The 12,386-nt window shown below is 50.4% G+C and carries 10 protein-coding genes and 2 tRNA genes; 5 read left to right on the top strand and 7 right to left on the bottom strand.

What is annotated here, in order from left to right; genetic code table 11:
* Positions 1-10: 10 nt before the first annotated feature.
* The 3 genes from ACOQOZ_RS21495 to ACOQOZ_RS21485 all read right to left on the bottom strand — a co-directional run bounded on the left by ACOQOZ_RS21495 (position 11) and on the right by ACOQOZ_RS21485 (position 3,041).
* Entirely contained in the window at positions 11-1,069 is a 1,059-nt protein-coding gene (locus ACOQOZ_RS21495; protein ID WP_420590203.1) for a phosphotransferase, read from the bottom strand.
* Positions 1,070-1,071: 2 nt separating this feature from the next.
* Positions 1,072-2,292: an acyl-CoA dehydrogenase family protein gene (locus ACOQOZ_RS21490; protein ID WP_420590202.1), complete on the bottom strand. Its 1,221-nt coding sequence runs from the start codon at positions 2,290-2,292 to the stop codon at positions 1,072-1,074.
* Between the two features lie 65 nt (positions 2,293-2,357).
* Complete coding sequence (locus ACOQOZ_RS21485) at positions 2,358-3,041, bottom strand: histidine phosphatase family protein (protein ID WP_420590201.1); 684 nt, start codon at positions 3,039-3,041, stop codon at positions 2,358-2,360.
* A 124-nt stretch (positions 3,042-3,165) separates the two neighbouring features.
* On the opposite strand from ACOQOZ_RS21485, the gene ACOQOZ_RS21480 reads away from it, so the two are divergent.
* Complete coding sequence (locus ACOQOZ_RS21480) at positions 3,166-4,056, top strand: LysR family transcriptional regulator (RefSeq protein ID WP_420590200.1); 891 nt, start codon at positions 3,166-3,168, stop codon at positions 4,054-4,056.
* Positions 4,057-4,105: 49 nt separating this feature from the next.
* On the opposite strand, the gene ACOQOZ_RS21475 is transcribed toward ACOQOZ_RS21480, so the two are convergent.
* Positions 4,106-4,182: transfer RNA gene (locus ACOQOZ_RS21475), tRNA-Met, on the bottom strand.
* A gap of 126 nt (positions 4,183-4,308) precedes the next feature.
* Positions 4,309-4,385: transfer RNA gene (locus ACOQOZ_RS21470), tRNA-Met, on the bottom strand.
* Between the two features lie 234 nt (positions 4,386-4,619).
* Here ACOQOZ_RS21470 and ACOQOZ_RS21465 point away from each other — a divergent pair.
* Entirely contained in the window at positions 4,620-5,669 is a 1,050-nt protein-coding gene (locus tag ACOQOZ_RS21465; protein ID WP_420590199.1) for an AraC family transcriptional regulator, read from the top strand.
* A 91-nt stretch (positions 5,670-5,760) separates the two neighbouring features.
* Here the strand turns inward: ACOQOZ_RS21465 and ACOQOZ_RS21460 are convergent, their stop codons facing one another.
* Positions 5,761-6,735 carry a LysR family transcriptional regulator gene (locus ACOQOZ_RS21460; protein WP_420590198.1) on the bottom strand — a complete coding sequence of 325 codons (975 nt, stop codon included), beginning with the start codon at positions 6,733-6,735 and terminating at the stop codon, positions 5,761-5,763.
* Positions 6,736-6,817: 82 nt separating this feature from the next.
* On the opposite strand from ACOQOZ_RS21460, the gene ACOQOZ_RS21455 reads away from it, so the two are divergent.
* On the top strand, positions 6,818-7,249 hold the full coding sequence (locus ACOQOZ_RS21455; RefSeq protein ID WP_420590197.1) for an acyl-CoA thioesterase: 432 nt from the start codon (positions 6,818-6,820) through the stop codon (positions 7,247-7,249).
* A gap of 143 nt (positions 7,250-7,392) precedes the next feature.
* On the opposite strand, the gene clpB is transcribed toward ACOQOZ_RS21455, so the two are convergent.
* On the bottom strand, positions 7,393-9,996 hold the full coding sequence (gene clpB / locus ACOQOZ_RS21450) for an ATP-dependent chaperone ClpB (RefSeq protein WP_420590196.1): 2,604 nt from the start codon (positions 9,994-9,996) through the stop codon (positions 7,393-7,395).
* Between the two features lie 408 nt (positions 9,997-10,404).
* Here clpB and ACOQOZ_RS21445 point away from each other — a divergent pair, with 408 nt between their 5' ends.
* Together ACOQOZ_RS21445 and ACOQOZ_RS21440 are read left to right on the top strand one after the other, a co-directional pair.
* The gene (locus ACOQOZ_RS21445; RefSeq protein ID WP_420590195.1) at positions 10,405-11,301 is read left to right on the top strand and encodes a DMT family transporter; all 897 of its coding nucleotides are present in this window, start codon (positions 10,405-10,407) and stop codon (positions 11,299-11,301) included.
* A 145-nt stretch (positions 11,302-11,446) separates the two neighbouring features.
* The gene (locus tag ACOQOZ_RS21440; RefSeq protein WP_420590194.1) at positions 11,447-12,340 is read left to right on the top strand and encodes a LysR family transcriptional regulator; all 894 of its coding nucleotides are present in this window, start codon (positions 11,447-11,449) and stop codon (positions 12,338-12,340) included.
* Positions 12,341-12,386 lie beyond the last annotated feature (46 nt).

The raw sequence follows: 12,386 nt of genomic DNA, 5'->3' as shown, positions 1-12,386 counted from the left end.
CATCGGCTCCTTATTGGTTGGTTACGATATTCAGGCCAGTGCTCGCCAGCGGTTGCACCATAGCGCCCACCGATCCGGCTGCTTTATTCGACGCATTACCGTCGGCAGCACGTTTAGCCACACCCTGAGCAATCGCCGCCAGACGGAAGAAGCTGAAGCCCAGATAGAAATTCCAGTTTTCGATTTCTGAAATTCCCATACGCTGGCAATATTTCGCCACATATTCTTTTTCACTGGGAATACCCAGCGCTGCGGCATCCAGCCCCATCAGGCCCGACAAGGTATTCGGCTTATCGCTCACCGGTAAACGCAGACCCATGCATTGATACGCCAGATCGGCATACGGATGGCCAAGGGTTGAAAGCTCCCAGTCCAGTACCGCAATCACTTTATTATTGCCCTGATCGAACATCAGGTTATCGAGACGGAAATCACCATGAACGATGGATACCTTGCCATCGTCTTCCGGCAGGTTATCGCCGAGCCACTGAATCAGTTGATCCATTTCCGGAATTGGCTGTAATTCCGACGCTTTATACTGCGCCGACCAACGCTCAAACTGACGCTGGAAATAATTACCCGGCTTGCCGTAATCGCTCAATCCGGTTTTTTCCAGATCAACCGAATGAATTGCCGCTAATACCCGATTCATTTCATCGTACATGGCGCCACGCTGCTCATTGCTGGCGGCATTTTTTAATGCCGCGTCCCAATGAATCAGACCGTCGCAGAATTCCATCAGATAAAACATTGAGCCAATCACATCGCGGTCCTCACACAAGTGATACACCTGCGCCACCGGCACATCGGTGTCTTGTAATGCATTAAGAATGCGATATTCACGGTCCACCGCGTGGGCCGATTTTAATAATTTACCCGGCGGCTGGCGGCGTAATACATATACGCCGGACTGTGCTTCAATTTTAAAGGTCGGATTAGACTGGCCACCGGCAAACTTGGTTGCGGTTAATGGTCCTTTAAAACCATCAACATGTTGCTCCAGATAGCTGGCAAGCTTTTCTTCATCCAGCTGATCAACTGCCTTTGCCTTTGCTGTTGCTGCCGTCATGATTAAGACTCCGCCGTTTCGAAGCGTTTGGCGATATCACGACCGAGTTGCATCATATGCACCTGATCCGGGCCGTCTGCCAGTCGCAGTGTGCGCTGTCCGGCAAACATATGCGCCAGGAAGGTATCCTGACTGACACCCACAGCACCATGAATCTGAATGGCACGATCAATCACATCCAGCGCCATGTTAGGCGCCACAATTTTAATCATGGCGATTAAATCTTTAGCCGCTTTATTACCGGCCTCATCCATTTTCTGAGCGGCTTTTAACGTCATCAACCGCGCCTGTTCAATCTGACAAGCGGAGCGGGCAATATCTTCACGCACAGATTGTTGTTTAATCATCGGGCGACCAAACACCACACGTTCGTTAGCGCGTTTTGCCATCATTTCCAACGCACGCTGGGCAGCGCCAATGCTGCGCATACAATGGTGAATCCGACCCGGGCCTAAACGCCCCTGTGCAATTTCAAAACCACGGCCTTCACCGAGAATAATATTCTCCGCTGGAACCCGAACGTTTTCGAAAATAACTTCCGCATGGCCTTCCGGTGCATCGTCATAACCAAACACCGTCATTGGTCGGGTAATTTTTACCCCGGGTGTATTGGTTGGTACTAAGATCTGCGATTGCTGTACATAACGGTTGCTGTTATCCGGGTCGGTTTTACCCATCACAATCATGATTTCGCAGGACTTACGACAAGCACCACTGATGTAAAACTTTTTGCCATTAATAACGTAGTCGTCACCGTCACGTTCGATACGGGTTTCAATATTGGTGGCATCACTGGACGCCACCTCCGGTTCGGTCATGGCAAACGCTGAACGGATTTCCCCGTTTAATAAAGGCTCCAGCCATTGTTTCTTTTGTTGCTCGTTACCGTATTTTGCTAACACTTCCATATTGCCGGTATCGGGCGCTGCGCAGTTAAACACTTCGGACGCCCACATCACCTTGCCCATTTCTTCAGCAAGCGGAGCATATTCCAGCGTGGTTAAACCCGGGCTGTATTCACCGTAACTTTTTGGCAAAAAGAAATTCCACAGGCCTTTTTCTTTCGCCTTGGCTTTCAGCTCTTCCATAATTGGCGGAGTGACCCAGGGCTCTGCTTTTACCTGATCGTGAAATAGCTGTTCGTTGGGATAAATATATTCATCCATAAAATCACGAACCTGCTGAACCAGATTTTTTACTTTGTCGTTGTATTCAAAATCCATAACTTAGCTCCGTCGTCGGAAAATTCTTATGCTTAGCACTGGGTGATGTTTAACCCTGTTTCTAACTAACCATAGGTAATGTGTTTACGCCGCTCTGCGGTATCCAGATGCGGTATTGAATTAAATTGACTCAGGCGCATGGCCTGGCGATTAAAAAAGAAGTGGCTTAAACCGGTGTTGATACTCTGCAGATTCAGTTCAATCATGGTTTGTTGTGGCGCCTGCAACACCTGCGATAGCCACATGGCATTAGCGCCGCCGGAACTGACCACCAGCACCTTACCGCTGCAAAGCGTCTGAATATGCTGATAACTCTGACTGACCCGTTGCTGAAACTGCTGCCAGGTTTCGGGGAGCGGCGACCCATCTGCCTGATGACCCAATTTATCTTGCGACCACGCCTGCAACGCCTGCTTCAGCAAACGATAATAATCAGCAATGGATTGAGGCTCCTGAGTGTCAGCACAACCGTGACGATAGGCACTGACCAGCGCCTTAAAATCAAACTCATCCAGCCCCGGCATGATCTGTTCATCCGGACAAGCCGAACCCAGCGCCTGGCGGATGCCTTCCAGCGTCTGACGATGTCGGGCCATATTGCCGCAGAACACATGATCAAACTGCAATTGTGCATCGGCCAGGTAGTCTCCCAGCCAGCGCGCTTGCTGATAACCCAGCTCGGATAACTGGTCGTAGTTTTCAGCACCTAAAGAAGCCTGAGCATGGCGCACCATAAATAGCTCTGACACGGCATCACTCCGCTTAATTAATGATGCAGTCAGCATAAGAAAAAACGACTCATTCTATAAATTTATTATCTGAATGTATTATTATTTGATTTATGAATGATGATTACGCCGGGTAATAACACTGATGTCGCTGCACAACGTCGACCTGAACTTATTTGTGGTATTTGATGCCATCTACCAACAACGCAACCTCACCCGGGCATCCGAGGTGTTGTTTATGTCGCAGCCAGCGGTCAGTAATGCTTTAGCGCGGCTGCGTGAGTCACTGAATGACCCGCTGTTTGTCCGCGCCCCGGGCGGTATGCGGCCAACACCACTGGCTGAAAACATCATTGAACGGGTACAACAGGCGCTGACCCTGCTGGAAAACAGCGTCGCGGAAGGCGCCACCTTTGACCCCCAAAGCAGCCGTAAGACCTTCCGTATCAGCATGAATGACATGAGCCAAAGCCGCTTATTACCGGAATTACTGGATACCCTGAAACAACAGGCGCCGGGCATTAAGCTTGAGTGTTATTACGTCAGCCGCCACGATCTTGAACGCGAACTGACCGCCGGCACCGTTGATCTGGCATTGGATGTACCGCTGGTTTCCGGGCCTCAGGTGTGTATGACACCACTGGTTAAGGAGCGTTATGTCTGTGTGGTGCGTCATGACCACCCACAAATTGGCGACAGCATCAGCCTGGAGCAATACCTGCAGCTGGATCATATTCAGGTGTCGAATCGCCGCAGTGGCGCCAGCTATGAAGATTACGCATTGCAGCGCCTGGGCAAACGCCGCAACATCAAATTACGGGTGCCACACTTCCAGGTAGCACCCAAACTGATCGCTCAGTGCGATATGGTGCTGACCATGCCCTACCACCTGGCACTGGAAAATGATCTGAAGATTCTGGAATTGCCGTTTGAACTGGCAGAATTGGACTGGAGCTTATACTGGCATAACAGCGCCGATCAGGATCAAGCCAATCGCTGGCTGCGTGAGCTGATCAGTAATGTCTATAGCCGTTAGTTTATTTCAGGCATAAAAAAACCAGCTCGCGGCTGGTTGATTTGAAAATTGGTTGCGGGGGCCGGATTCGAACCGACGACCTTCGGGTTATGAGCCCGACGAGCTACCAGGCTGCTCCACCCCGCGTCAATTTTGTAGTCGATACTGTTAGCTGAACAGCTCATCTTAACAGTGGTAGTGAGCAAACTACCCGACGTTGTCTCTCTGAACTTATAACTTCTTTCAAGTTACCTTTCTAGGGCAATTTGAAATTGGTTGCGGGGGCCGGATTCGAACCGACGACCTTCGGGTTATGAGCCCGACGAGCTACCAGGCTGCTCCACCCCGCGTCAGAGGCTGCGCATGTTACGGATAACCTACCCCCGTGTCAACACTAACTTTTTGAAAAACCAAGTTTTTTTCAGGACGGTAAGTAGTTCCCGCAATTAACTTATTACACAATTACGGTATTTCAGAAAAATCTAATAAAAATGCCTTTACCCGACTGGCCTAATACGACATCTGGTGGTAGCTTATTTCCAACCACTAAAGAATAACAATAATGACAAAAGCATCATATTAATATGAGTCAAAATACACCCAATACAATGACAACGGCGGCACTCCAGCCTTTGTTCCGACTATTGGAAAGTAAAGGCTTTTCCAGCAGTGAATTGCTGACTTCTGCAGGCCTGGATGCCAACGCCGTTACCGGTTCCAATCAGCGTATCTCGATCCATAACTTTGATCGGATGCTGGAGCAATGTAGCCGACTATTAGACGAACCAGCCATCGGCCTGAGTGCCGGACAACGCCTGGAATTACCCAGCTTCTATTTATTAGGTTTTCTGGTAAGTAGTTGCCAGACCGGCCGCGAAGCGCTGGCGATCCTGCGTCGCTACTATTCATTAATCAGTGACTCACGCTCACCGGATTTCTATATCGGCCAGGAGTCGGTCAAAGTTGTGTTTTACGTCACCGACGGCAGCACCTTTGGTAATCAGGCGCGAGCTGAATTTATTGCCGCTGGCATTCACAGTGTTGGTAAGGCCATTGGCGGTAATTATTACAAATTGCAGGGCATTGGTTTCCGCTGCCCTCCTCCGTCTTATCGCGATCAGTTAGACGAGTTTTTTGGTGTGAAGGTTGAATTTAACCAGCCACAAAACTGGATCAATACCTGCGGTAAACATCTGGATGCACCACTGGCTTATGCCAACCCGGTATTGTTTAACGCCCTGCGCAGTCAGGCAGAACAAGCGATTTCCCGCTTCAGTCGATTGCAGGCTTTCAGCCAGAAAGTGATGCATGTATTGCATCAGTGGCCGGAATCCGTACCAATCACCAAAGGCGCGGTTGCCGAATTATTAAATACCAGCAGTCGCACCCTGACTCGTCGCTTACAGGAAGAAGACTGCCAGTTTTCGTCTCTGGTTAAAGAAGTGCGACTGGAGAAGGCGAAACAGGCTTTGCAGAACGATCACACCGATGTTCAGCAACTGGCGCTGGATCTTGGCTTCTCCGATCGTCGTGGTTTTGAACGAGCCTTTAAACAGTGGACCGGAGAAACACCGGCTTCTTATCGCCGTAACTATCGTTCCGGCGCCCGTGAAGAGGTTGCTGTTGCCAGCTGAGGCAGCTCCACTACTGCAATCCTCAGCACTACGACCACAACACGGCAACTCCCATATAAAACAGCCCGGGCTTATCCGGGCTTTTTTGTGTTCAGCTGGCAGTGATCAGCGGCGACTGGTTATGGCGACCGCGTTTTGCGTAGAGCTCATCAACGATAAACTGACGAAACCACTGATGGAACGGATCTTTATGCAGACGTGCATGCCAGAACATAATCACTGCCATATCCGGCACTTCAAACGGTGGTGGTAACACCACAAAGTCATCCCGGTTCACGTAACGTTTTATAAAGTGCTGCGGCACCAGAATAATGTGATCGGTATTGGCGATAATGCCAAGTGCGGCAAAGAAGTGAGAAACCCGCACCGCCACTTCCCGCTGTAACCCCTGCTCTTTTAACAAGCGATCAACCTTGGTTAAGCCATGCCCGGTTGAGCTGATAATAATGTGCTTCAGCGACAGATATTGTTCCAGGTTGATACCTGCGGCAAACGGATGACCCTTGCGCACCAATGCGTATAAAGGTTCACGCACCAATACCCGCTGGTAGATCTCGCCGCCGGAAACATGGCCGCCACCAATAATCAGATCAACCTTATTCTGTTCCAGATCGCTGAGTGTGTCTTTTGGCCATTCCAGTGCCGTTAACTGAACCCCCGGAGCCGCATTGGCCAGCATCGGGATCAGTCTGGGTAACAAGGAATGAGTGCCATAATCGGACGTCGCCAGACGAACGCTGCCCTGAAAACTGTGGGGGTCAAAGGTTTGTGGCTGTAACAAGGCCTCAGCCTGGCGTAATAAATCATTTAAGGGTCCAACCAGCTCGGTGGCAGCCGGAGTCAGCGTTAATTGCTTACCAACACTGACCAGCAGCGGATCATCAAATGCCTGGCGCAGACGAGCCAGACTGCGGCTGACCGCCGACTGAGTCAGATTCAGCTGTTGTGCCGCCCGGGTCACATGGCGTTCATCCAGCAACACCTTGAGCACCACCAGCGAGTTCAGATCAAACTGCCGCAACAAACGTAAATCCATCGGATACCCACCATCATGATTCAAAGTCATGATGATAATACCAATTATGAATTTCACTTATCCATTATTTCCCCTGACAATGGCAACCACTCAGTTATCAAGAAGACGGTTTATGAATCAGGCTCTCTATACCAAACAGTTTGAAGTTCGCTGGGCAGATTGTGATGCGAATAATCACATGCGTCACAGCGCCTATGCCGACATGGCCGCTCACGCCCGGATTGGTTATTTAACCGAGATTGGCATCGGCCCGGAGTGGCTCAGCGAGCACAATGTGGGCCCGGTATTATTTAAAGAAAGCACGGAATATTTCCGTGAAGTTCATATGAATGAGGTGCTGTCCATCTGCGTGGAAGCCGGAGAACCAACCGGTTCCGATAAAACCGTAACTCTGGTGAACAATATCTACAAAGAAAACGGCGAACTTGCGGCACGGGTCAGTGTGTTATTTGCCTGGATGGATATCGTTGCCCGTAAAGTGATTGTGGTGCCGGATATTGTTCGTCAGGCAGAAGCGTTTAAACACCTGGCAGAGACGGTATAGCCGCTAACTGCTAAACCTTGAACACAAAATCTGGAATACCCAAAGCAAAAAAGCCCTGATGTTTTCACATCAGGGCTTTTTCGTGACACGTCTGGCTTGTTTTAATGGTATTGGTTCAGCTGTGTTAGTTCAGCGCTGATGTTTCAGCTACGAAACACCAGCTTGTCACCTTCAACGTCGGCTTTGATGGTTTGTCCGGCAACAAACTTGCCGCCAAGAATATCCTGAGCCAGCGGGTTTTCGATCCATTGCTGAATCGCGCGCTTCAGTGGTCGGGCGCCAAATACCGGGTCATAACCCACATCCACTAATTTACTGATGGCCGCATCGGTTAATTTCAGCGACAAATCACGCTCGCGCAAACGCTGATGCAACAGCTGCAGCTGAATCTCTGCAATGCCACGTATCTGCTCTTTCTGCAGCGGATGGAACACCACCGCTTCGTCGATCCGGTTAATAAACTCCGGACGGAAGTGAGTACCAACAATACCCATCACGGCTTCGCGCATCTCTTCGTAGCTGGATTCGTTACCCTCTTCGACTGACGCACCCGCCAGGGTCTGAATCACATCCGACCCCAGGTTAGAGGTCATCACCAATACGGTGTTTTTAAAGTCGACTTTGCGACCCTGACCGTCAGTCAGCTGACCGTCATCCAACACCTGCAGCAGGATGTTAAAGACATCCGGATGGGCTTTTTCCACCTCATCCAACAGGATCACGGAGTAGGGTTTACGACGTACGGCCTCGGTTAAATAACCGCCCTCTTCGTAACCAACGTAGCCCGGAGGTGCACCAATCAAGCGTGCCACCGAATGTTTCTCCATGTATTCCGACATATCAATACGCACCATGGCGTCTTTGCTGTCGAACAGGAAAGTGGCCAGCGCCTTACACAACTCGGTTTTACCAACACCGGTTGGCCCGAGGAACAGGAACGAACCATTCGGACGATTCGGATCACTTAAACCCGCACGGGAACGACGCACGGCATTGGATACCGCAGCAATTGCCTGCTGCTGACCAACAACGGAATCGTGTAATTCCTGCTCCATACGTAACAGCTTATCGCGTTCGCCTTCGAGCATTTTGGTTACCGGTACGCCGGTCCATTTCGACACAACTTCGGCAATTTCATCTTCCGTCACTTTATTACGCAACAGGCTGAATTCCTGCGCGCCAGCGGCTTCAGCTTCGTTGGCCGACGCCAGTTGTTTCTCCAGCTCAGGAATGGTGCCGTACTGCAATTCCGACATTTTCTGTAAATCTCCGCTGCGTCGTGCGGCTTCCAGATCCAGCTTGGCCTGCTCCAGCAACTCTTTCGATTTCGACGCACCTTCAAGCAAGGCTTTTTCTTTTTTCCAGACTTCCTCTAATTCAACATAAGCACTGCCGGCTTTGTTAATTTCTTCATTGAGGCCGGATAAACGCTTACGTGCGGCGTCGTCTTTTTCTTTCTTCAGCGCCTCGCGTTCAATTTTTAACTGAATTAAACGACGCTCCAGCTTATCCATTTCCTGCGGTTTGGAATCGATTTCCATACGAATCACAGACGCCGCTTCATCAATCAGATCAATGGCTTTATCCGGCAGCTGACGATCGGTGATATAACGTTGCGACAGCTTAGACGCAGCAATAATGGCGCTGTCGGTAATCTGCACACCGTGGTGAACTTCGTAACGCTCTTTTAAGCCACGCAGAATCGCCACTGTGTCTTCTTCCGATGGCTCATCCACCAGCACCTTCTGGAAACGACGCTCCAATGCGGCATCTTTTTCGATGTATTCGCGATACTCATCCAGCGTGGTGGCGCCAACACAGTGTAATTCGCCCCGGGCCAGCGCAGGCTTCAGCATATTGCCCGCGTCCATGGCACCGTCGCCTTTTCCGGCGCCCACCATGGTATGTAATTCGTCGACAAACAGGATGATACGACCATCGTGTTTCGCCACGTCTTTTAATACCGCTTTTAAGCGTTCTTCGAATTCGCCCCGATATTTAGCACCGGCAACCAGCGCCCCCATATCGAGCGACAGAATACGTTTGTCTTTCAGGTTTTCCGGGACTTCGCCGTTAATAATGCGCTGCGCCAGACCTTCAACCACGGCGGTTTTACCCACCCCCGGCTGTCCAATGAGCACCGGGTTATTTTTGGTACGACGCTGCAGAACCTGCACGGTACGACGGATCTCATCATCCCGGCCAATCACCGGGTCGAGTTTGCCCTGCTCGGCTCGTTCGGTCAGATCAATGCAATATTTATCCAGCGACTGGCGGTTATCTTCAGCATTGGCATCGTTTACCGCTTCGCCGCCACGCATGTCTTTAATCGCGTTTTCCAGAGCGTCAGCTTTCAGGCCAACATCAGCCAGCGCTTTACCCGCCGCACCTTTGTCCTGCAGCGCAACCAACAAGAAAATTTCACTGGAAACAAACTGATCACCGCGTTTCTGCGCATCTTTATCGGCCAGGTTTAATAACCGACCCAACTCCTGTGCCAGCTGCACATTACCATCCGGCGAGCTGACGGTTGGCTGGTCGGTTAATACCGCGCGCAGCGCACGTTCCAGTTCCGATACATTAACGCCGGCGCGACGAATCACGTCTTTAATTGAGCTGTTGGTTTGCTCCAGCAGCGCCAGCAGCACGTGTACCGTATCAATCTGATTGTGGTCCTGGCCCAACGCCAGGCTCTGACTCTCGGCCAGGGCATTCTGTAAACTGGTAGTCAAACGATCCATACGCATAATTCACACACTCCTCTTATCGATCGACTCAATCGTTATCTCAATCTCTGATACGTATCTGCGGCTTGATTAATTTATTTCAAGTCTTTTTATGAAAACTTTATTTTTTTTAATCCATGAAGAAAAATTGATGAATTGTGAGGCGTTAAAAGCAGCAACAGGATCATTCAGCACATCCCTGTGCTTCTCCCTTCGGGCAGCTAGGTTGTGCAAAATTGCTCCTGCATTTTGTGTTGCTGCTATTGAAAGTATTCCATTCCACAAACACGGCCGACACAGATTTAATCGGGCCCTGGATGTTTTATAATCCCGGCTCTTTATTCTTTACCTACCTCTTATATAGTCCCGCTTTAGTGAATTTAAAGACCCAACGGCCGTATTCAAGAGGTAAATCATCCGGAGTCCTCTGTGTCCGCCAACCCAGCCAGCCATTCCATCATCAACGCCCAGGCAATGTCCCGCCGCGATGCTATACGCACCGGTGCTTTGTTTCTGATTGGTGGTGAAGCCTTACTGGCCATTATGGGCGCGCTGATCAAATACGTATCGGATGAACTGTCGACTGAGCAAATCGTTTTTTTCCGCAATCTGGCCGGGCTGATCATTCTGATTCCGATGATTCTGCGCCAGGGACCATCACTATTAAAAACCAGCGTCTGGCACTGGCACCTGATGCGTGGTCTGGTCGGCGTAACCGCGATGTATTGCTACTTCTGGGCGATTGGCAATATGCCGCTGACCGAAGCGTTTCTGGTGAAACTCTCCAGTCCGCTGTTTATGCCTTTAATCGCCTGGGTATGGTTGTCGGAAAAGTCCGGTAAGAACAGTCTGCTCGCCCTGCTTGTGGGTTTTACCGGAGTTGCGTTTATCCTGCGCCCCGGCGGTGATGAAGCCTTCACCTATGTTGCCCTGGTGGGCTTGTTAGGCGCCTTTCTCGCCGCTCTGGCCAAGGTCACCATCCGCAAGTTGTCGGTGACCCAGGAGCCCAGCCAACGAATTGTGTTTTATTTTGGTGTGATTGCCGCCACGGTGTCCTTCCCCGCGGCACTGGCGAATTGGAATCCGGTGCCGCCATCCTACTGGGGATTGCTATTACTGCTTGGCGCGGTTGCCACCTTTGGCCAGCTGGCACTGACCAAAGCCTATAAGATTGCACCAACCGGCAGTGTTGGTGTCTATGCCTACAGCGCAGTGGTCTACGGCGCGTTAATGGGTTGGCTGTTCTGGGATGAAATTCCGCTATGGAGTACCTGGGTTGGCGCGGCGCTGATCATCAGTTCGGGCTTTATTAACCTGCGAAAATAGCGGCAATTTCGCGCGATTGTTGCCTTTAAATTAATACTGAATTGTTAGACATAAGTCGGTAATTAACAAAAAACAACGTCATTGTTTCCTGGAAATACAATATAGTAGGGCTAATCACAACTTTTATTTGAATGAGTCAATAATCATGTCTCGTATCGATTCCCTGCAAACCTTCGTCTCCGTCGTGCGTTCGCGCAACTTTACTTCGGCGGCCGATTCACTGGGTGTAACCCCATCTGCCGTCAGTAAGCAGATCAGCGGCCTGGAAGAACGCCTGGGGGTTCGCTTGCTGAACCGTACCACCCGCTCGGTCAGCCCGACGGAAGCGGGTCAGATGTTTTATCAGCATTGTGAAAACATTCTTGAGTCCATTACCGAAGCTGAAAAGCTGGTCACCGACTTTGATGTGACGCCACGAGGCCGACTGCGGATTACCGCTATGTCGAACTTCGGCCGCCGCGAACTGGCGCGTATCTTCAATGACTTCTCCGAGCAGTATCCGGATATCAGCTTTGAGCTGCATATCTCTGACCGCCCGCTGGATATTGTTAAAGAAGGTTATGACTTCGCTTTACGGATCGGCACGCTGGAAGATTCACGCTTAATCGCCAAACCTGTGGCAGAGCAGAAGATTGCCGTGTGTGCGTCGCCGGAATACCTGAAACGCTGGGGAACACCTCAGAGCTTCGAAGACATTAATAACCACCGCATTCTGGTGGTGGCGAATGCCGAATACGCACGTATTAACTGGTTACGCCAGTTCGAGAAAGATCACGGTTTTACCCTGCAGAACATCGAGCGTAAGTTAACCGTGAACGATATCGACCTGGTTTATGAGGCCTGCCTGAAAGGTATGGGCATTACCGCCCTGCCGACCTACATTGCCGAACGTCATCTGGAAAACGGTGAACTGGTGCAGCTGTTTACCGAAGTGGATATTCCGGTAAGAACCATCAAGGTGGTGTTCCCGCAAAACCGCTATCTGGCGAATAAGAGCCGGGCATTTCTGGACTTTATTACCAATTACTTCAGCGATTAATCGCAACCATAAAAAAACCCGCCAGCGTTTTTCAACGGGCGGGTTT

Origin of the sequence: Bacterioplanoides sp., from assembly GCF_965219715.1 — a bacterium.
Lineage (GTDB): Bacteria > Pseudomonadota > Gammaproteobacteria > Pseudomonadales > Oceanobacteraceae > Bacterioplanoides.
This window is presented reverse-complemented; position numbering and strand designations above follow the sequence as displayed.